The following is a 20,419-nucleotide window of genomic DNA, read 5'->3' as shown; positions in this document are numbered from 1 at the left end:
ATTACATGAATATTTCCGCGTTAGTGATTGAAGCAAACTACCGTGTAGTGCGGAAAGCGCGACCCGCAGGGTAACGCCCAAATACATCCTAAAAAAAAATCTCAAAACCACTATGTAAAGTCCGTTTTGAGATTGATTAATTCTTATGATGTTGAATGTTACTCTATACTTTTGAAGTGATTGATTTTACAAATACGAAACCAAAACCTAAGAACAACATTAAGTGGAATGGGAACAACCCGAAATCGCCACCTTGGTTGCCCACTATAAAGGCGCTATACATGCCAAATGCAAAATATGCCATTAATAAACCTTCGAAAATAACGTGTATGGATATGGTTTTTTTAATGTATTTGTTTTTCTTCCAGCTGTCTTTTATAGAGCTGATGTTGAATTTTGGTGTGCGTACAAATTCACTTTTCTTACCCCAATGCCCTTCTAAAACTGCTATGGAATTATGCAGTGAAAAGCCCATGGCGATTGAGAAAAATATGAAAAACATCCCTATATAACGAACGAAGTTTTTAAATCCGCCACCATAAATGTTTTTGTACATAAACCAATAGCATACAAAAAATATGATAGAGCTTACCACAAAGAAACTCATAACATAAAAGTATGGTTTTAAGTGTGTGTACTCATTTTTTATATAAAGCATCGGGATGCTGAGTATGGCCACCACAAGCACGTTTAAAAACATGGTGCTGTTTAATAAATGTAGTAAACCGTGTAATTTTGTTTTGGGTGAAATGTTTTTGCTTTTTAAAACGCGACCAAGCATTTTTCTAAAGTTTTCGGCACCACCTTTGTTCCATCTAAATTGTTGCGAACGGGCTGCACTTATTACAATAGGTAACTCTGCTGGGGTTTCAACATTTTCTAAATACTTGAATTTCCAGTTTTTTAGTTGGGCACGGTAGCTTAAATCCAAATCTTCAGTTAGGGTGTCGCCTTCCCAATTTCCGGCATCTATAATGCAGGTTTTTCTCCAAAGTCCTGCGGTACCATTGAAATTGATGAAGTGTCCTTTACTGTTTCTGCCTACTTGCTCTAAAGTAAAATGCGCATCTAGAGCAAAGGCCTGAATTTTTGTTAGTATGGAATAGTTGCGGTTTAAATGCCCCCAACGGGTTTGTACCACGCCAATTTTATCATCCTTAAAATAAGGTACGGTACGTTTTAACCAATCTGGTTCTGGTAAAAAATCGGAATCGAAAATAGCAATGAATTCGCCTTTGGCTATTTTTAAACCTTCTTTTAAGGCACCAGCTTTAAAACCGGTTCTATCTACGCGTGTTATGTGCTTAATGTCTAAACCTGTTGCGGCCAATTTTTCTACATGGGCACGGGTAGACTCTACAGTTTCATCGGTAGAATCGTCCAATACTTGTATTTCCAGTTTATCGGAAGGGTAGTCTATTTTGGCAATGTTATCCAACAGGCGTTCCATAACATACATCTCGTTATACACAGGAAGTTGAATGGTAACAAAAGGGATTTCTTCTGGTTTTGAAAAGTCGAATTTTGGTGAGTTATCTACCTTTTTTTTGGAAGCTAAATAATTTAACAATAAATTCAATTGAGCTAAAGCATACATGAAAATAAGCAAAAGCGAAATGGTGTAGATAATGATGATTGTTGTTTCTATAATCATTTTTTAATACTGTATTTAAAAATCCAACTTAAGATTTTAACGCCGGCAAATATAGCACCTTTTATGGTTCCTGATACTTTTGATACACCAATTCTGTTTCTATAATTTACAGGCACTTCCAAATAGGTAAATTTATGTTTTAAAACTTTTAGTTGCATCTCTACAGTCCAACCATAGGTTTTGTCAATCATATTCAACTTTAGCAACTTATCGTATTTTATGGCTCTAAATGGGCCTAAATCGGTAAATGTTGCACGAAAAAAAAGTTTCATTAAAGAGGTTGCTAACCAATTGCCGAAAATTTGAGGCATTGTCATAGAACCAGCTTCTCTTAAACTTTTAACGCGAGCTCCAATAACAAAATCGATATCTTTTTCGATAATTGGTGCTACAATTTTGGTTAATTCTTCAGGATAATCGCTATAGTCGCCATCCAAAAATACAATAATATTTGGTTTTTCAGGTGTGTTTGCAATGTATTCTAAACCTTTAAGACAGGCATTGCCGTAGCCTTTGTTTTTTTCGGTTAGAACAGTTGCGCCTGCTTTTTTTGCATTTTCTTCAGTTTTGTCGGTGGAATTATTGTTAACAACAATAACTTCATCAACAAATTCGGGTATATCGTTTATCACATGGGTAATAGAATCTGCTTCGTTATAAGCAGGTATAATTACTTTTATTTTGTGCATAAAGAACTAACTTACAGTGAGCAAAAGTACAATACTTTTGTTTAGTTGGTTAAAAAAATGTTTCTATTTTGATAAATTATTTTGAGTTGATTAAGTCCAATAAATCAACATCATTTCCAAGAAGAATTTCATTAGCATTGATGCGCCCTTTCAAGGAATCGTTCTCTAATTTTAAAACCCCACGAGGGCAAACGGCAGAACATATACCACAGCCTACGCAACTGGAACGTACAATATTTTCGCCTTTTTGGGCATAGGCGCGCACATCAATACCCATTTCGCAGTAGGTAGAACAGTTGCCACAAGAAATACATTGGCCGCCATTAGTAGTAATTCTGAATTTTGAAAACATACGCTGTTGAAACCCTAAAATTGCTGCCATAGGGCAACCAAAACGGCACCAAACACGGTTGCCCAAAATAGGGTAGAAGCCCGTACCAATAACCCCAGAAAAAATGGAGCCAATATATAAGCCGTAAACAGAACGTAAGGCGCTTGCTTTTATTAAGAATATTTTATCGGAAGTTCCGGTATAATGCATGATGAATAATGCAGCTATCAATACAAAATAACCAATGGCGCCATAGCGTGCGTCTTTACCCAATTCATGTCTTTTAAAAATCATGGTTATAGAAAAAACCAAGGTTAACAAGATGCCCACGCCTAAAAGAAAAGCACTTCGGGTAAGCCAAAATTTATTCGGATCGCTTCCTAAATAGGTGTAGATCACGGCAGTCGTCATCACCACTGAAAACACCAAAACCGTGTGGATTAGCCAACGTTCCAGTTTCCAAGCGGAAAGTTTTTTGCTGCTAAGGTGGCGGAAAGAATCGCCAGCGGTTTCGGCTAAACCACCACAACCACAAACCCATGAGCAATACCAGCGTTTTCCATATTTATATGTTAAAAAAGGAGAAATAACAAAAATGGAAATGATGCCAAACATCAACATGATAAAACCAAGTGCGCCAGATGATAGCAATCCGTTTATAGACCAACTATCAAATAAATAATAGTTAAGTGGCCACATGCTTTTTAAGTCGTAATAAGGTAAATTATAATCGGGACTTGCATTAAGGCGCGACATTAATTCTGGAATAAGAAAAGCAAAGCCCAATTGGAAAAACATAACCGAAATGGTTCGCAATTGTTCGTAGCGATTGTGACGGTATTTAAGCATGAATTTATATCCGAACACTAAAATGGCTACGGTATACAGTGTGCCATACACAAACCATTGGCTTGCAGGATTTCCGCTTAATAAGTAACTAAGTGGGTCGAATAGGGATATTAATCCTGTATTGGGTTCGCCGCTAGGTGTTTGTCCTAAATACTGCGGAAAAAAATAAAGAATGATGTAAAAGCCCGTAAGTAATATGCCTGTTATCCAAGCTAAAACCCCTCGTGATGAGATGGATTTAAACCAAACACCATCGTTTTTTATACCCTCGGATTTTGTTAAATAGGCATCGTTTGCAAATAAAATAGTTCCTAATGCTATAGCGGCAAGCGATAAGGTTAAGAATGTGGTTTTGTTTGGGAAATTGGTATTGAAAATAGCCAAGGCAAGAACGAGAAGTCCCATAGCACCTATGGCAACCGCAATTTTTTGTTTTACTGATAAGTCGTTAGCTTCTGGTTTTACTAAGGACATGCTTTTATGTGTTGTTTGATTGCTCATATTATACAGTTTGGAATTGATTGGTATAAGCCTTCAAAACATCCTTTTCATAACGTTTGTAAAACTCGGGGTCAAAATTGGCTTCAGCTAAATGATTTATCACGTAATCGACAGGGCGTTTTTCGGTAAGCCATGTGTTAAAAGTTTCATGCCGCATTCTAATTCCAAAAGTGTTAATGCCTAGAAACGCGTTGGTATTTTTATCAAAAGCTATGGTAATGCATTTGGTGTCATCATCATGTTTCCAATGGAAATGTTGCTCATAATCTGGTTTGTTTTTAGAGCCATGAACCCAACCATAGGTTTGGTATTCAATATCAAAAAATTTGGCAGAATTGAACCAATGTCCAGGATTGTACGGCATTTTGTTGCCACAAATAGTTTGTGCAATGGTTTCGCCCATCATCCTGCCTGTATACCAAACGGCTTCAATAGGTCTTCGGTTACCAATGGCCTCGTGTTGTTCGGCGCAATCGCCAATGGCGTAAATATCTGGTATGTTGGTTTCAAGAAAACGGTTTACTTTAACCCCTTTACCGGTTTCAATATTGGAGTCTTTTATAAAATCGATGTTTGGAGTTACGCCAGCGGTCAATCCAACCGAATCGCATAAAATTTCCTCACCTGTTTCTTCTATAATAACCGACTTTACTTTACCATTTTCATCCGGAATAATTTCTTTTAAATTGGTTGCTAAGCGTAAATCGATGTGATGGTTTTTTATATGGCGGTTAATCATTTCGCTTTCGCCATCAGGTAAAACACCGTTCCAAAAACTAGATTCCCGCACTAAAAAGGTAACAGGGATGTTTCGGGAATTTAGCATTTCGGCCAATTCAATACCAATTAAACCACCACCAACTATCACCGCATGTTTACAAACTTTGTTATTGGGCGCATAAAACTCTAAGTTTTCTAAATCTTGTTTGTGGTACATGCCCATAACGCCTTTTAGATCTTGCCCCGGCCAACCAAATTTATTGGGTTTGCTTCCTGTGGCAATAATAAGTTTGTTGTAAGTTAAGGTGTCGCCTTCAGCAAAATGGAGTGTTTTGGAATTGGTGTCTATGGTTTTTACATAGCCTTTTTTAAGGTTGATGTTGTTTTTTTCCCAAAACCAATTTTCGTAAGGTTGGGTGTGTTCAAAATTCATATGGCCCATATACACATACATCAAAGCGGTACGAGAGAAAAAATAATCGGTTTCGGCAGAAATGATGGTGATTTTCTTATCTGAAAGTTTTCGAATATGTCTAGCTGCAGTTACGCCAGAAATGCCGTTGCCAATAATTACGATATGCTCCATAAATAGTAATGTATTTTTTTAATAGGTCGAAGGATATACTAAAACCTTAAAAAGGATTGTTTATTTTGTTTAAATTTAAAGATTAAGATTAAATACAAGATATGAAGATTATTTTAAGAGTGGGTTTGTTTTTTATGATATGTTCTTGCGCTATGATGCCTAATAAACCTGAAAAAATAAATGGTGTTAGTTTTGTGGCATCGAGAGACTCCATAAACGATACGCACATAAAACCGCTTCTTAATATTCATGCGAATTATGCTGCCATTATGCCTTTTGGGTTTATTAGGGAATTATCACATCCCGAGATTATGTTTAACACAAACAGACAATGGTTTGGTGAAACAAAAGTAGGTGTGAAACAATATGTTGAAAGTTTGAAAAAACATCACATAAGTATCATGATAAAACCTCAAATTTGGGTACGTAGAGGTGAATTTACGGGTGGCATTAAAATGACTTCGGAAGCCGATTGGAAAGTTTTAGAAGTTTCCTATTCCCAATTTATTTTAGAATATGCAAAAGTAGCCCAAGAAGTAAAGGCTGAAATTTTTTGTGTTGGCACCGAATTGGAAACGTTTATTGATAACCGACCCGAGTATTGGAAACAACTTATTTCAGAAATTAGAAAAGTCTATAAAGGGAAATTAACCTACGCTGCCAATTGGAATGAATATGATAGAACCCCTTTTTGGGAGCAGTTGGATTACATAGGTATGGATGCCTATTTTCCGGTAAGTGATGAACAAACTCCAACTGTTGAAGCTTGTAGAAAAGGCTGGCTAAAACACAAACCTACTATAAAAGCCTTTTCAGAAAAGTATAATAAACCCATTTTGTTTGCCGAGTATGGTTATAGAAGTGTCGATTTTGCTGGTAAAGAACCTTGGAGAAGCGACCGCGATATGAATGCTCTTAATTTGGAAGCACAAACAAATACCATGCAAGTGCTTTTTGAGGAATTTTGGGATGAACCTTGGTTTGCTGGTGGTTTTGTATGGAAATGGTTCCATAATCATGAAAAATCTGGTGGGTTGTATGATGACCGATTCACACCCCAAAACAAACCAGTTGAAGCCTTAATACAAGCACAGTATTCTAAATATTGAATTTATTTTTTTTCATTTTTTAATCTAAACTTAATCTTCATTTTTAGTATTCTCATTATAATCTTTTAGTTTTGCAATAAATTATTGGATTTATGAGCGTATATGCTATTGGCGATATTCACGGTGGGTTAAAAGCCCTTGTACAAGTATTAAATAAGATAGAAGTTAAAGAAGAAGATACCCTGATTTTTGTTGGCGATTATGTGGATGGTTGGAGTGAATCGGCACAAGTTATTGCCTTTTTAATCGAACTTTCAGAAAAAATAAATTGCATTTTTATTAAGGGGAATCATGATGTTTGGTGTGAAAATTGGTTGGACACCGGGCATGTAGATATGACTTGGTATATTCATGGAGGTAAAGAAACCATGGAAAGTTATGATGGGTTTTCAGATGAAGAAAAGAAAATGCATTTAGAATTTTTCCAAAAAATGCCTTTATATCATATTGATAGCGAAAACCGATTGTTTATTCATGCTGGTTTTACATCCATGCATGGTGTTGAAAAAGAAGTGTTCAAACAAACATTTTACTTTGATAGAACCCTTTGGGAAATGGCTTTGGCTTTGGAGCAATCTTCCATAAAAGAAGATTCGCCCATGTTTCCAAATCGTTTAAAACACTATAAAGAAATCTTTATTGGACATACGCCAACTACCAATTTTAATCATGACAAACCAATGCATGCCTATAATGTTTGGAATATTGATACAGGTGCTGCCTTTAGGGGTAAAATTACCGCGATGAATATTGAAACCAAGGCATTTCATCAAAGTGATGATTTGCCCGGTTTATATCCAAATGAAAAGGGTAGGAATAAAGTTTAGTTTAGCTTAATTACCAAATCTTCTGCGTTTACCATAAAACCTGGTTTTAACACCACTTGTTTTATGGTAGCATCTTCGGTTGCTGCTATGGTGGTTTCCATTTTCATGGCTTCAATAATGAACAGCGGTTGGTTTCTTACTACTTTATCACCTTTTTTTACTAAAATATTAGAGAGCATACCTTGTAATGGCGCCCCAATTTGAAGCGGATCTGCTTTATCTGCCTTAACATTTTCCACTTTATCAACTTTAATGCTCTTGTCTTTAACTTCCACAGAGCGTCCTTGTCCATTTAGTTTAAAATAAAGTGTAACTATGCCGTCACTGTTCGGTTTGCTTATGGAATCTAAAGTAATCAGTATGTTTTTTCCTTTATCCAGCTCCACAATAATTTCTTCTTCTATATCAATACCGTAAAAGAAATTTTTGGTAGGCAATTTCATAAGGTTATCGTACCTTAAATGGTTGTAATAAGCATCTGAAAACACTTTAGGGTATAATTGATAGGAAAGGAAATCGGTGTACTCTATAGTTCTACTTAAATCGTGTTCAAATATTTTCTTAAATTCTTCGTATTCTTTTTCAAGATCTAACGGTGGCATGTGTGCGTTCGGTCTATCGGTATACGGTTTCTGATCCTTTAAAATTATTTTTTGAAGCCCTTTTGGGAACCCGCCAACAGGTTGCCCTAAATCGCCTCTAAAAAAGTCGACTACCGATTGGGGAAAAGACAAAGTGTCTCCTTTTTCCAGAACATCTTGAATGGTTAAATTATTGCTGACCAAGTATTGCGCCATATCACCAACAACTTTAGAACTAGGGGTTACTTTTACAATATCTCCAAAAAGCATATTCACATCACCATACATTTGGGTAATTTCATGAAAGCGTTCTTCCAGTCCTAAACCTCTCGCTTGAGGTTTTAAGTTGGAGTATTGCCCACCCGGAATTTCATGTTTGAAAACTTCACCTGAACCTGCTTTTAAACCAGACTCAAATGGATAATAATACTCCCGAACGGTTTCCCAATAATTGGAATATTCATTTAAAGAATCAATATTTATGCTGCTGGCCCTGTCTTGAAATTTCATCATCTCAACAATTGAATTGAAATTAGGTTGCGATGTTAACCCGGACAAACCTCCCAAAGCCACATCTACAACATCAACACCTGCTTCAATAGCTTTTAAATAGGTGGCAGACTGGATGGATGAGGTATCGTGTGTATGTAAATGAATCGGGATTTTTAACTCCGATTTTAAAGCTGAAATAAGCTCGAAAGCTGCATAAGGTTTTAATAAACCTGCCATATCCTTAACCCCTAAAATATGGGCGCCAGCCCCTTCAATTTCTTTGGCAAGATTGATGTAATATTTTAAATCGTATTTCTTGTTTGCAGGATTTAGAATATCATTGGTATAGCAGATGGAACCTTCGGCTAAACCTTTGGTTCGGGTGCGTACATGTTCGATACAAGGCGCCAACGATTTCATCCAGTTAAGCGAGTCGAAAATTCTAAAAACATCCACGCCGTTTTCCCAAGATTGTTCAACAAATTCACCTATTAAATTATCGGAATAGGCTTTGTATCCCACACCATTAGAACCTCTAATAAGCATTTGTAAAAGTAAATTTGGCATCGCTTTACGCAACAAACGTAATCGTTCCCAGGGGTTTTCTTGAAGAAAGCGCAAACAAACATCAAAAGTAGCACCGCCCCATACTTCCATACTAAAAATATCGGGATGGTTCTTGGCGTAACCCTCTGCAACCGCCAACATATCAAACGTACGCATTCTAGTTGCTAGTAAACTTTGGTGCGCATCACGCATGGTAGTATCGGTAAAATGAACTTTCTTTTCATTTAATAACCATTGCGAAAATTTTTCTGGGCCAAGTTTTGTTAGCAAATCTTTTGTGCCTTCTGGAAAACTGGCATTAGCATCAAACTTAGGTACTTTGGGTTTTATAAATGTTTTACAGGTATCTATTTTTTTAACGTCTGGATTGCCGTTTACCGTAACCTCGCCTAAATAGTTTAGTAATTTTGTTGCTCGATTCCTTGGTGCTTTAAACTTGAATAAATCTGGATTTGATTTTATGAAATTTACTGTAACCTTTCCTTGTCTAAAGGTTTCGTGCACTAAAATATTGTCGAGAAAAGGCATGTTTGTTTTTACGCCTCTAATTCTAAATTCTGCTAAGGCACGGCGTATTTTTCTGCTCGCACCGTCTAGTGTTCGTCCATGAGCAGTTACTTTTACCAACATAGAATCGAAAAAAGGTGAAATTTTAGCTCCTTGATAGATGCTTCCCGCATCTAAACGAATACCAAAACCAGAAGCACTACGGTAAGCCAAAACCGTTCCATAATCTGGTTTGAAATCGTTTTGTGGATCTTCTGTTGTGATTCTACATTGCAGTGCGTAGCCATTTATTTGGATGGATTCCTGATTGGCTATTTTAATTTGTTCATCAGATAATTTATAACCACCAGCTATAAATAATTGTGTTTTAACTAAATCGATATTGGTTATAACCTCGGTAACGGTATGTTCAACTTGTATTCTGGGGTTTACTTCAATGAAATAGATAGAATCATCATCATCTACCAAAAATTCTACCGTACCAATATTGTTGTAATTTACGGCTTTACATATTTTTATGGCATAATCGTAAAGCGCATTTTTGGTTTCATCTTTTAAACCATATGAAGGTGCAAATTCAATTACTTTTTGGTAGCGACGTTGTACAGAACAATCGCGTTCAAATAAATGAACCGTATGACCGTAATTATCAGCAACAATTTGAATTTCAATATGTTTGGGGTTTTCTACAAATTTTTCCAAAAATACGGTGTCATCACCAAACGCATTTAAAGCTTCGCGCTTACTTTCATTGTAGGCGCCTTTAAGTTCGGCTTCTTCTCTAATAACACGCATGCCTCTACCACCACCACCTGAAGCTGCTTTTAGCATGATAGGGTAACCAATTTTTTTAGCTTCACTTAAAGCCACTGTAATATCCGTTAATGGTTTTTCGTTACTTCTAATGATGGGAATGTTGTTGGCCAAAGCAACTTCTTTAGCCGTAATTTTATCGCCTAAAGATTTTAAAACAGATACTTTTGGTCCGACAAAAATGATTCCGTTATCTTCACATTTTTGAGCAAAGGTGGCATTTTCAGAAAGAAAACCATATCCTGGATGTATGGCATCGGCACCACTATCTAAAGCTACTTTTATAATAGCGTCCATGTTTAAGTATGGCTTTAAAGGCTCATGATCTTCACCAATCTGGTATGATTCATCAGCTTTGTATCTATGTAGCGAGTACCTGTCTTCAAAAGTGTAAACACCAACGGTTTTAATGCTGATTTCTGTGCAAGCTCTAAAAATTCTAATGGCAATTTCGCCTCTGTTTGCTACAAGTACTTTTTTGATTTTCATATAGATGAAGTAGTTTAAAGTTGGTTCTTTTATAGAAAGGAATATTTAAAGAATGGCTTGAAAATACGAAAAAAATATTAAGATAGATGCTTTGCGTAATAAATATATAGTTCTTCGGCTGAAGCACCTAACCACTTTTTTAAATATATGATATAGAAATGGTACTGAACCTTAAAAACACCATGTTTTTGGTACAATCTGGCTGAAGTTTTAAGTTTTTTATTGATAACCACAAATTGCTTTTTTTGGTATAAAGCATTGATGAGCATGTTGTCTTCATATGTACTATAGTCCTCGTTAAAACCGCCAATTTCTTGAAACAGATTTTTGGTTATAAACTGACTTTGGTCGCCGCCACGGCAAGCGCGCCAACTAAATTGTGTGAACCAACCAGCTAATTTTAGCCACCAATGCTTGCTGTTAAATTGCATTCTAAAGCATCCAGCAAGATTACCTTTTGTAACTTCATCACTAATGAATTGATCGAAATTTTTGGGAGGAAATGAATCGGCATGTAGAAAATATAGAATGTTGCCCGTGGCATGTTGTGCACCCAAATTCATTTGTTTGGCACGACCTTTTTTGGAATTTAATACTATTATTGATGTCTCATCGAGCCAAGTCGAGAGGTTGTTTGTAGGTCTCGACTGCGTTCGACCAAACAGAAAGTTGGCAATAATGTTTTGGGAACCATCGGTACTACCACCATCAACAACAATAATTTCAGAAATGTTTTTTTCTAGAGAATTTTCTAATAAATAATTAAGCAGAATTTCAATGTTTTTCGCTTCATTGAATATGGGAATTATGATGGTGATTTTATTCATAATTGTGTAGGAGATACTGAAACAATTTCAGCATGACATTTAACTTATTCATTCAAACCCCAATTGTAATCTTTATAATTTATTTTGGCTTTCCCAGAAATTTTAATGCTTGAATATTTATTTAAGAAATCAATTAAATCGCCATTTTGTTTGAAATCTTTAGCGAACCATTGAAATATTTTAGAAAGTTCCAAAGTGTCTTCTGAAATGGAATTTTTACTAGTATCGGTTAAAAAATCTTTGGTAGCTTTAGTAAGTTGTTGTTCTAAACTTACAGTAGAAAAGGCCTCGTTTGATAATTTTGGACAAGAAACGGATGCGCAAACAATAGCTAAATGAATGCGCGGTTCATTCATTTTACGTAAAATTTTGTGTTCTATATCGTTTAAATTATACCATGTTCTGCCCAATTTCCAAAGGCGTTGGTCCCACGGGTCTTTAATGTCTTTGATGCTCTTTGTGGGGTAATGGCGTAAAATCAAATCGATGGTTAAGGCGTTGTAGGCGTTTATCCAATAGGTTAATTTTTCTTCTTTTGAAGTAGCATCATTAGGTGTGTGCTCACTTAAAGATGTTATGTAATTATTTAAAGCTTTATTATCGGTTTTGAAGGTTTTATAATTTACAAGGCCATCGTTTGAAACATGTTTTTTCAAAAGTTTATCCCAAGCATCATGGTTGGAATTTTGCGAAGTTCCTGAAAAACTTAAAAGCAAAACAATAATAACGTAATAGTATTTTTTCATGATTTTTCGTTAAGTGGGTAAATTTCCTGACTAATAAAATCTTTCGGAAAGGTTTCATCGCCTTCAAAACCAAGCTCGATGTCTTTTCCGTTGTACGGAATATAATCTGTTTTAAAAATATAATCCCAAAGGCTTAAGGTGAGTCCGTAGTTAACACCATACCTTGCGTGATTTGGAAGTTTTTTTGCATGGTGCCAAATATGCATTTTAGGGTTGTTGAACACGTATTTTAAAAAACCATAATCCCAACCTAAATTGGCGTGGTTTAGATGACCAACGGCAATGGTGAAAAAATACACGATAGCCACATCTTGTGCATCAAAACCACCGATTATAGCGATGGGAATGTAGAGTAATGATTTGTAAACCACAGGTTCCATCCAATGGTAACGCAAGTGTGCAGCAAACCCCATTTCTTTTACGGAATGATGTACTTTATGGAAATTCCACAGAAAAGGTATACGGTGTAATAGTCGGTGGGTATTCCATTGAACAAAATCGGAGACGATAAAGAAAATAAATAAGCCTAACCATTTGGGTAAATCATCAACATCAAACAATTGAAGTTTTGCAACCGAGAGTCCTATGGTTTTTAAACCATCGTCCAATAATTGGGCGGCGGTATTTGATAGAGCCATGAGCACAATTAAATTTAAAAGGAAGAAGTTGAAAAACATGTAAAAGGTGTCCAGCCAAAAATCTTTCCTAAAAATAGATTGGTTTTTTCGCCATGGGAATATGATTTCCAAAAGCCAAACCACTAAGGAAATAATAATTAAGCCATAAAAAAAGTTATCCCAATGGTTGATTGAAATTAACTCTTGCTTTAAGTAATTCCAATAACCAGAATATGATTTTTTTATGATGTCTATGTATTTTTCCATGCTGAATTCCTGCGAAGGCAGGAATCTTTTTTAGTTTCCTTTTTTTTAATCTTATTTTTGAGATTCCTGCTTTCGCAGGAACTTAACAACACCCGCCACCATCATAATGATAAGTGGATTCGCTAATAAAAATATCATCTCTGTTTAAGGATGCTAAAGCCCCTGCGGTTTTGTCACAAATAGCTAATGGTTGATTTTTTAATAAAACGTGTCCTTTTTTGTCATCAAAATAATCGTTTTCTCCGTAGTAAATAGCTGCTTTTCCTGTAAATATACAAGGGCCATCATTTGGCATCGGATCTTTTATAGCGGCTACTTCAATAGATTCTATATAAATAAGTTCGCTTGTTGGATAATGTTTTGGGTCTAAGATTCTGTATGGTTTTCTGGCTCTAATTTCAATGGTGCCAAAACCGGCATCGGTTAGTGCTTTTACATAGTCGGCAATTGGTAAACTTCCGCTTAGGCAAAGTGCACGTAAACGTTCGTCGTTTCTTAAGGTGTCGTTCATTTCTTGTTCGCAGGTAGGGTCGCTCATTACCAGTTTACCATGTGGTTTTAGTACGCGGTACATTTCGGCAATGGCCTGTTTTAAATCGTCTGCTTTAAAAATATTGAACAAGCAGTTTTGTGCTGCTACATCAATACTGTTATCTTCTACAGGAAGATTCATGGCATCGCCTTTTTTAAGGTCAATAAAATCGCTTTTAAACCAAGGGTTCAATACTTCGGCTTCTATAAAGTTTTTGCGTGATGCTTCCAACATTTCATCTACCACATCAATACCTATGACCCCGCTTTTTTGACGATTGAAATAAGCGAATTGCAGTAATTCCATACCGCCGCCAACGCCAACATAGAGCATTTTTGGGTTGTTGGTTAAATCGCGTGCATGTACTGTAGAACCACAGCCATAGTTCATTTCCTGCATTATTTTCGGAATTTTTAATCCTGGTAACTCCCAAATAGGATTGGTTGTGCAGCATAAGCCAACATCTGGGGTTAATGCTGCTTCTTTGTAAACGTTGTGTGTGGTTTCTAAATAGCTCATTTTTTTTCTGTTTTTTAGACCTCACAGGTTTTTAAAACCTGTGAGGTCTTGTTTTGCGTTAGGGATTGAGGCGACATCCTTTTGGTTTTCTTTTGACAAGGAAATGACCTTAAAAAGAAAGATTTAATTTTAATTGTGGATTCCTGCTTTCGCAGGAATGACAAAAAAACCAAAAGATATAGCCGAAAGCCCGACCCTTGTGGTAACGCCCAAATGCTATAATGTTTTTATCAATTCTTTAAATAATGTAATCATGTTTGGTTCTGCTTTTTCTGCCATGGCTATAATTTCGGCAATGTCTACAGGTTTTAGGTTATTTGGGTCGCATTCATCGGTGAGAACTGACACCGCGGCTACTTTTAATTTTAAATGGTTTGCTACAATAATTTCGGGAACGGTGCTCATGCCCACAGCATCGGCGCCAATGGTTTTTAGCATGCGGTATTCAGCACGGGTTTCCAATTGCGGCCCCACAACACTGGCATAAACGCCTTCGTGTAAAGTGATGTTGTTGGTTTTTGCAATGGTTTTAAATTTTGAGTTGATTTCAGCATCGTAAGGTGCGCTCATGTCGGTAAAACGTTCGCCCAAAAGTTCGACACCTTTAAATGCCAATGGCGAACTGCCTTGAAGATTAATATGATCCTCAATAAGCATGAGTTCTCCTTTTTTGAAGTTTAAATTGATGGCGCCCGATGCGTTGGAAACCAATAGGGTTTTGATGCCCAATTTTTCCATAATGCGAACGGGGTATGTAACATCTTGTAGGGTGTAGCCTTCGTAAATATGAAAACGCCCTTGCATAACCACTACTTTTTTGCCTTCTAAAGTGCCGTAAATGAGTTTGCCTTTGTGGAACTCAACCGTGGCTGTTGGGAAGTTAGGGATGTGGTTATAGCTAACTTCTTTTAGTATGTCGATTTCATTTATTAATTGCCCGAGTCCTGTGCCTAATATGATACCAATTTCAGGGTTTTCGAATCCTTTGTTTTGTAAATAGGATACGGTTTCATCTATATATTTAATCATTTTTATAATATTTTTCTAATTCTTGATAGTGTTCCATATCTTCAAAGGTATCAATATCGTTTAATTCTTCTAATAAGAAAACGTTACTTTTTTGTAGTTCGTTTAAGGTGTCTTTTAATACCGTTGAGGTTCCCCAAGCTTTGTTTTTAAAAAGGTTTTGGTTTATGGATGTCATCCCTAGAAGGTAGTAGCCGCCGTCTTTTGCTGGACCTATAACAACGTTGTTTTTATCTAAAGCTTCAAAAGCCAATTGAATGTGTTTTGGAGTTAAATCGAGCAAATCGCTACCAATAATAATAACTTTTTGGTAGCCTAATGAAAAAACATAAGAAAAGGCATTTTGCATTTTTTCTCCTAAATCTGGGCCTTCCTGCAATTTTTTTCTAAAAATGGAAGCATCCCAAAGATCGTTTTTTTGAATGGTTTCAGAATAAAACACATACTTATCGGCATTGGTGTTTTTTGCAATGTTGGCGGTGTATTTTAAAAGATGCTTGTAAATTTCTAAAGCAGATTTGTCGCCAACAGTTTTGGCAAGTCGGGTTTTGCATTTGCCCAATTCTGGGTTTCTTGTAAAAACAATCAATGCCTTTTTTGAGGTTGGAAAATGAAAAGTTATTTCATTATCATTCTCGGTATCCTTTGTGCTAATTAATCCCATTTAATAGACCTGTTTACCTTTGGTTAGCCATTTGCCCCATTCTTTGGAAAACACATGAACTTCATCCGTTAATTTTTCTTCGGAATCATAAACAGGGAAATCATTTTTTTTCCATTCAAAAATACCTCCATATAGATTTGAAACATGGGCATAGCCCTGTTTTTTTAGTTTGTGAGCAATGGTTTCCGATCGTATTCCTATAGAACAATATACAACTATTGGAGTGGTTTTATCTGGAATTAAGGTTTGAATACTTTCAATATTGAAATGATTATAGCCAACATGAATAGCGTTTTTAATATGACTTGTATTAAATTCATTAGTTTCCCTTGCATCTAATATTACTGCATTTGTTTTTGGCATTGTCAGTTCTTGAACAGATATATAAGCAATGTTTTTTTTGTTGTATTTGTTTAGTAAATCAGATAGGGAATTTTGACTAAAACCAGCAGATGCTGTAAGTGCTATTAAAATTAGAAAGAGCTGTTTCATTTAATAAATAACGTTTAAATAACACTGCCTTGGCAACTGCTTCCTGCACCTGCAGTACAACCATAACAATGTTGGGAAATTACTATGTTTCTGCCTTCTAATAAATCTTCATTATAGTCTGAAATGTGTTTAGCCTTGCTATTTACAGGGAGTTCTAGCATTTGGTTGAAATCACAATCGTACAAAAAACCATTCCAACTTACCGAAAGGGTATTGGTGCACATCACATTTTTTACTGCAGAAGGGTTGTAGGCCTCTACCAAATTGTACATATAGTCTTCGTAATTTTCAGAAGCAATTAAGTAATCTAAAAAACGGCTAATTGGTAAATTGGTTATCGCGAATAAATTGTGGAATTGCACATTGAATTCTTCCAAAAGCCCTTTTTTAAAATCTTTTTCCATGGATTTTTGATTGCTAGGTAAAAATGCACCAGATGGATTGTAAACCAAATCTAATCGCAAGTTGCTTTCTGGCATGCCGTAACCAACAGCGTTAAGCATTTTTAAAGCTTCAATAGAGGCATTAAAAACCCCATCGCCCCTTTGTTTGTCTGTTTTGCCTTTGGTCCAATGTGGCATAGAGCTTACCACGTGTACGTTGTGTTTTTTGAAAAATTCGGGTAGATCGTGGTATTTTTTGTTGGCTGTAATGATGGTTAAATTGGAACGGACAATAAAATCCTTAATACCTACTTTGGAAGCTTCTTCAACAAACCAACGAAAATCGGGATTCATTTCGGGTGCGCCTCCTGTTAAATCCAGTGTGTGGGCGCCTGTAGTTTTTATAACGTCTAAACATTGTTGCATGGTTTCGCGCGTCATAATTTCTTTTCGGTCAGGTCCCGCATCTACATGGCAATGCGAACAAACTTGGTTGCACATGTAACCAACGTTTATTTGTAAAATTTCAAGTTTTTTGGCTTTTAGGGGAAATTGATTTGTTTCCGATATTTTTTCCTTAAAAGTTGGTAATGCGCCTTTTTGGAAAATACCGTTTGATAAAATTTCTAATTGCCGTTTGCTATTAGCTAATTCGCTTTCGCGTTTATGTAGGGATTTAATCATATGCTGATTTTGGAGTTACGAATTGAGAATTACGAATTACGAATTTTGATTTTTCTTTCAATCGTAATTCGTAATTCTCAATTCGTAATTCAGTTTACATGTCTAACTTATTCACTTTATTCATCATTTGAACACCATGTACCAACGATGCGCCACCACGAATAGCTGCTGCTACATGCAATGCTTCCATCATTTCTTCTTTGGTGATGCCTCGTTGCAAGCCATCGCCTGTGTAAGCATCAATACAATAAGGACATTGAATGGTGTGCGAAACCGCTAATGCGATTAACGATTTTTCTCTTTCGGTAAGTGCGCCTTCTTCAAAAACCTTTCCGTAGTAGTCAAAAAATTTAGCACCTAATTCTTCATTCCATTCAGAGATTTTCCCAAACTTTTTTAAATCGGCTGGATCGTAATATGTTTTTTGCATAAAGTATTTTTTTCTAAAGATAAAAATCTATTGGTTTTAAGTCGGAAGCTTATCATTTACTTAACAAAAAAAGTTCATTATTTAGTTTTGTAAATAATGAACTTTGGAAGTTATGTTGATTTTAAGAATTTTAGAAAAATCCTATTGCTTGATTAAGCTTCTGGAAATCACAATTTTCTGAATTTCGGAAGTGCCTTCGTAAATCTGTGTAATTTTGGCGTCGCGCATTAAACGTTCCACATGGTAATCTTTTACAAAACCATTACCACCATGTATTTGAACTGCTTCAACCGTATGTTCCATAGCTACTTTAGATGCGTATAATTTTGCCATAGCACTCGATACATCGTAGTTATTGCCTTGATCTTTATCCCAAGCGGCTTTCATTACTAAATAACGTGCTGCTTCAATATCAACATACATATCGGCCAATTTGAATGCAATGGCTTGGTGGTTGCATATTTCGGTGCCAAAAGATTTTCGTTCTTTACTGTATTTTAACGCTAATTCATAGGCACCAGAAGCAATCCCTAAAGCTTGAGAAGCAATACCAATTCTGCCGCCAGAAAGTGTTTTCATGGCAAAGCGGAAACCAGAACCATCATCTCCAATACGGTTTTCCTTTGGTACTTTTACATCGTTAAATTGTAATGTATGCGTGTCGCTGCCGCGGATGCCTAATTTATTTTCTTTTGGTCCAACATGAAAACCTTCTGTTCCTTTTTCAACAATAAAAGCGTTAATGCCATGAGACCCTTTATCTCTATCAGTTTGTGCTATTACTAAGTATACATCGGCGCGTCCGCCATTCGTAATCCAGTTTTTAGTGCCGTTTAATAAGTAATGGTCACCTTTATCTATGGCTGAGGTTTTTTGTGACGTGGCATCACTTCCAGCTTCTGGTTCGCTTAAACAGAACGCACCAACAAACTCGCCTGTAGCTAATTTAGTTAAATATTTTTGCTTTTGTTCTTCGGTTCCAAAAGCTTCCAATCCATAACAAACCAATGAATTGTTAACCGAAACAATAACCGAAGCCGAAGCATCAATTTTTGATAATTCTTCCATGATTAACACATAAGATAAGGTATCCATTCCGCTACCGCCATATTTAGGGTCTACCATAATACCGAGGAATCCTAAATCGCCCATTTTTTTAACCAATTCTTTGGGGAAATGTTGGTTTTCATCCCGTTCTATAACGCCAGGGAGTAGTTCGGTTTGAGCAAAATCGCGAGCAGCATCGCGTATCATAATGTGTTCTTCGGAAAGGTTAAAATTCATAATTCTCAATTAAGACGATGATTCATTAAAAAATATGTACAAATATAGCTTTTTAGTATTAATTATTCAATTGGGATTGTTATTTTTGTTCCATATGATGAAAAGCGAATATAAGGTTATAGGTGTTATGTCTGGAACATCATTGGATGGGATAGACTTTGTTTACGTAACATTTCAATTTGATGATACATGGCATTTTAAAATAGTGCATTCTGAAACGATACCATATACTTCTCAATGGGTAGAAAACTTAAAAGGCTTGGTTTCTTATAATTTGGATGGCCTCAAGGAAATGGATAATAATTACACCAATTTCTTATCCATGCGCATCAAAGCTTTTATGGATACATATGAAATTGAAGATGTTGATGCTATCTGTTCACATGGGCACACAGCTTTGCATCAACCAGAAAAAGGACTTACTTACCAAATAGGTAATATGCCACATTTGGCGGTTTTGTTAGAGGAAAAGGTTGTTTGCGATTTTAGGGTTCAAGATGTTGAATTGGGCGGTCAAGGTGCGCCGCTAGTGCCAATTGGCGATAAGTTGTTGTTTTCTGAATATGATTTTTGTTTGAATTTAGGTGGTTTTGCAAACATTTCTACCGAATTTAATTTTGAACGCATTGCTTATGATATTTGTCCAGTAAACATTGTTTTGAACCACTACGTAAAACAATTGGGGTTTGATTATGATGATAAAGGACAAATTGCTTCAACGGGAACCATAAATGTAGATTTACTTACTGAACTCAATAATTTAGAGTTTTATAAAGCCGCATATCCCAAGTCGCTAGGTTTGGAGTGGGTAGATAAAAATATTTTTCCTTTAATAAATTCTTCTCAATTAGAAATTAAAGATATTTTAAAAACATTTGTAGAACATATTGCTGTTCAACTTGCTTCAGAAATAAACAAAAAAAACAATGCTTCGGTTTTGGTGACAGGCGGCGGTGTGTATAACACCTATTTAGTGGAAAGGTTGAGGGCCTATACTCAAAACAACATTGTTATTCCTACTAAATCCATCATAGAATTTAAAGAAGCTTTAATTTTTGCTTTTTTAGGAGTTTTGAAGTTGCGTAACGAGGTAAATTGTTTGAAAAGCGTTACAGGCGCAAGCGAAAATCACAGTTCAGGTAAAATATATTTGCCTTAAAAATAATATAAAATTAACCTTCACGGATTTTAGTTTTTTATATTTGTTACAATAATTAAATATACTTTCATAAA

18 protein-coding genes are annotated in these 20,419 nt (G+C 35.9%); 3 read left to right on the top strand and 15 right to left on the bottom strand.

The features are described 5' to 3' along the window. Positions 1–163: 163 nt before the first annotated feature. From J8H85_RS06725 to J8H85_RS06710, 4 genes are all read right to left on the bottom strand, one after another. Entirely contained in the window at positions 164–1,654 is a 1,491-nt protein-coding gene (locus J8H85_RS06725; protein ID WP_209653831.1) for a cellulose synthase family protein, read from the bottom strand. Continuing rightward, a complete protein-coding gene (locus tag J8H85_RS06720) occupies positions 1,651–2,343 on the bottom strand; it encodes a glycosyltransferase family 2 protein (RefSeq protein WP_209653829.1) in 693 nt (230 codons plus the stop codon). Before J8H85_RS06720 ends, J8H85_RS06725 begins: the two co-directional genes overlap by 4 nt. A gap of 76 nt (positions 2,344–2,419) precedes the next feature. Further along, positions 2,420–4,024 carry a 4Fe-4S binding protein gene (locus J8H85_RS06715; RefSeq protein WP_209653827.1) on the bottom strand — a complete coding sequence of 535 codons (1,605 nt, stop codon included), beginning with the start codon at positions 4,022–4,024 and terminating at the stop codon, positions 2,420–2,422. A gap of 1 nt (position 4,025) precedes the next feature. Then, on the bottom strand, positions 4,026–5,330 hold the full coding sequence (locus J8H85_RS06710; protein WP_209653825.1) for an NAD(P)/FAD-dependent oxidoreductase: 1,305 nt from the start codon (positions 5,328–5,330) through the stop codon (positions 4,026–4,028). Positions 5,331–5,431: 101 nt separating this feature from the next. On the opposite strand from J8H85_RS06710, the gene J8H85_RS06705 reads away from it, so the two are divergent. Next, positions 5,432–6,439, top strand: coding sequence for a glycoside hydrolase family 113 (locus tag J8H85_RS06705; protein WP_209653824.1), 1,008 nt, complete (start codon positions 5,432–5,434; stop codon positions 6,437–6,439). 92 nt (positions 6,440–6,531) lie between these two features. Continuing rightward, positions 6,532–7,266 (top strand): metallophosphoesterase family protein, encoded by a 735-nt coding sequence (locus J8H85_RS06700; RefSeq protein WP_209653822.1) that lies wholly within the window; start codon positions 6,532–6,534, stop codon positions 7,264–7,266. On the opposite strand, the gene J8H85_RS06695 is transcribed toward J8H85_RS06700, so the two are convergent. The 11 genes from J8H85_RS06695 to J8H85_RS06645 all read right to left on the bottom strand — a co-directional run bounded on the left by J8H85_RS06695 (position 7,263) and on the right by J8H85_RS06645 (position 19,186). Continuing rightward, a complete protein-coding gene (locus tag J8H85_RS06695; protein ID WP_209653820.1) occupies positions 7,263–10,715 on the bottom strand; it encodes a pyruvate carboxylase in 3,453 nt (1,150 codons plus the stop codon). The two genes, J8H85_RS06700 and J8H85_RS06695, sit on opposite strands and share 4 nt — an antisense overlap. Before the next feature lie 77 nt (positions 10,716–10,792). Further along, complete coding sequence (locus J8H85_RS06690; RefSeq protein ID WP_209653818.1) at positions 10,793–11,542, bottom strand: TIGR04283 family arsenosugar biosynthesis glycosyltransferase; 750 nt, start codon at positions 11,540–11,542, stop codon at positions 10,793–10,795. A gap of 44 nt (positions 11,543–11,586) precedes the next feature. Then, on the bottom strand, positions 11,587–12,288 hold the full coding sequence (locus J8H85_RS06685) for a DUF547 domain-containing protein (protein WP_209653816.1): 702 nt from the start codon (positions 12,286–12,288) through the stop codon (positions 11,587–11,589). Beyond that, on the bottom strand, positions 12,285–13,172 hold the full coding sequence (locus tag J8H85_RS06680; protein WP_209653814.1) for a sterol desaturase family protein: 888 nt from the start codon (positions 13,170–13,172) through the stop codon (positions 12,285–12,287). The genes J8H85_RS06685 and J8H85_RS06680 overlap by 4 nt, the downstream gene beginning before the upstream one ends. An 82-nt stretch (positions 13,173–13,254) precedes the next feature. After that, complete coding sequence (gene arsM, locus J8H85_RS06675; RefSeq protein ID WP_209653812.1) at positions 13,255–14,223, bottom strand: arsenosugar biosynthesis arsenite methyltransferase ArsM; 969 nt, start codon at positions 14,221–14,223, stop codon at positions 13,255–13,257. Between the two features lie 216 nt (positions 14,224–14,439). Next, entirely contained in the window at positions 14,440–15,252 is an 813-nt protein-coding gene (locus tag J8H85_RS06670) for a purine-nucleoside phosphorylase (protein ID WP_209653811.1), read from the bottom strand. Then, entirely contained in the window at positions 15,245–15,913 is a 669-nt protein-coding gene (locus tag J8H85_RS06665) for a TIGR04282 family arsenosugar biosynthesis glycosyltransferase (RefSeq protein ID WP_209653810.1), read from the bottom strand. The genes J8H85_RS06670 and J8H85_RS06665 overlap by 8 nt, the downstream gene beginning before the upstream one ends. Further along, positions 15,914–16,405: a rhodanese-like domain-containing protein gene (locus J8H85_RS06660; RefSeq protein ID WP_209653809.1), complete on the bottom strand. Its 492-nt coding sequence runs from the start codon at positions 16,403–16,405 to the stop codon at positions 15,914–15,916. Positions 16,406–16,419: 14 nt separating this feature from the next. Next, positions 16,420–17,472 carry an arsenosugar biosynthesis radical SAM (seleno)protein ArsS gene (gene arsS, locus J8H85_RS06655; RefSeq protein ID WP_209653808.1) on the bottom strand — a complete coding sequence of 351 codons (1,053 nt, stop codon included), beginning with the start codon at positions 17,470–17,472 and terminating at the stop codon, positions 16,420–16,422. A 94-nt stretch (positions 17,473–17,566) separates the two neighbouring features. Continuing rightward, on the bottom strand, positions 17,567–17,902 hold the full coding sequence (locus tag J8H85_RS06650) for an arsenosugar biosynthesis-associated peroxidase-like protein (protein ID WP_106660819.1): 336 nt from the start codon (positions 17,900–17,902) through the stop codon (positions 17,567–17,569). A 141-nt stretch (positions 17,903–18,043) separates the two neighbouring features. Next, a complete protein-coding gene (locus tag J8H85_RS06645; protein WP_209653807.1) occupies positions 18,044–19,186 on the bottom strand; it encodes an acyl-CoA dehydrogenase in 1,143 nt (380 codons plus the stop codon). Between the two features lie 94 nt (positions 19,187–19,280). Between J8H85_RS06645 and J8H85_RS06640 the strand changes: the two genes are divergently transcribed. Continuing rightward, positions 19,281–20,345, top strand: coding sequence for an anhydro-N-acetylmuramic acid kinase (locus J8H85_RS06640; protein ID WP_209653935.1), 1,065 nt, complete (start codon positions 19,281–19,283; stop codon positions 20,343–20,345). Positions 20,346–20,419: the final 74 nt, after the last annotated feature.

The sequence above is a fragment of the Mariniflexile gromovii genome, from assembly GCF_017814435.1.
In the GTDB taxonomy this organism is placed as follows: Bacteria; Bacteroidota; Bacteroidia; order Flavobacteriales; family Flavobacteriaceae; genus Mariniflexile; species Mariniflexile gromovii.
This window is presented reverse-complemented; position numbering and strand designations above follow the sequence as displayed.

Bases quoted from the DNA above. Each gene is read 5' to 3' on its own strand.
- J8H85_RS06725 (WP_209653831.1), bottom strand. From the start codon at position 1,654: ATGATTATAGAAACAACAATCATCATTATCTACACCATTTCGCTTTTG.
- J8H85_RS06720 (WP_209653829.1), bottom strand. From the start codon at position 2,343: ATGCACAAAATAAAAGTAATTATACCTGCTTATAACGAAGCAGATTCT.
- J8H85_RS06715 (WP_209653827.1), bottom strand. From the start codon at position 4,024: ATGAGCAATCAAACAACACATAAAAGCATGTCCTTAGTAAAACCAGAA.
- J8H85_RS06710 (WP_209653825.1), bottom strand. From the start codon at position 5,330: ATGGAGCATATCGTAATTATTGGCAACGGCATTTCTGGCGTAACTGCA.
- J8H85_RS06705 (WP_209653824.1), top strand. From the start codon at position 5,432: ATGAAGATTATTTTAAGAGTGGGTTTGTTTTTTATGATATGTTCTTGC.
- J8H85_RS06700 (WP_209653822.1), top strand. From the start codon at position 6,532: ATGAGCGTATATGCTATTGGCGATATTCACGGTGGGTTAAAAGCCCTT.
- J8H85_RS06695 (WP_209653820.1), bottom strand. From the start codon at position 10,715: ATGAAAATCAAAAAAGTACTTGTAGCAAACAGAGGCGAAATTGCCATT.
- J8H85_RS06690 (WP_209653818.1), bottom strand. From the start codon at position 11,542: ATGAATAAAATCACCATCATAATTCCCATATTCAATGAAGCGAAAAAC.
- J8H85_RS06685 (WP_209653816.1), bottom strand. From the start codon at position 12,288: ATGAAAAAATACTATTACGTTATTATTGTTTTGCTTTTAAGTTTTTCA.
- J8H85_RS06680 (WP_209653814.1), bottom strand. From the start codon at position 13,172: ATGGAAAAATACATAGACATCATAAAAAAATCATATTCTGGTTATTGG.
- arsM (WP_209653812.1), bottom strand. From the start codon at position 14,223: ATGAGCTATTTAGAAACCACACACAACGTTTACAAAGAAGCAGCATTA.
- J8H85_RS06670 (WP_209653811.1), bottom strand. From the start codon at position 15,252: ATGATTAAATATATAGATGAAACCGTATCCTATTTACAAAACAAAGGA.
- J8H85_RS06665 (WP_209653810.1), bottom strand. From the start codon at position 15,913: ATGGGATTAATTAGCACAAAGGATACCGAGAATGATAATGAAATAACT.
- J8H85_RS06660 (WP_209653809.1), bottom strand. From the start codon at position 16,405: ATGAAACAGCTCTTTCTAATTTTAATAGCACTTACAGCATCTGCTGGT.
- arsS (WP_209653808.1), bottom strand. From the start codon at position 17,472: ATGATTAAATCCCTACATAAACGCGAAAGCGAATTAGCTAATAGCAAA.
- J8H85_RS06650 (WP_106660819.1), bottom strand. From the start codon at position 17,902: ATGCAAAAAACATATTACGATCCAGCCGATTTAAAAAAGTTTGGGAAA.
- J8H85_RS06645 (WP_209653807.1), bottom strand. From the start codon at position 19,186: ATGAATTTTAACCTTTCCGAAGAACACATTATGATACGCGATGCTGCT.
- J8H85_RS06640 (WP_209653935.1), top strand. From the start codon at position 19,281: ATGATGAAAAGCGAATATAAGGTTATAGGTGTTATGTCTGGAACATCA.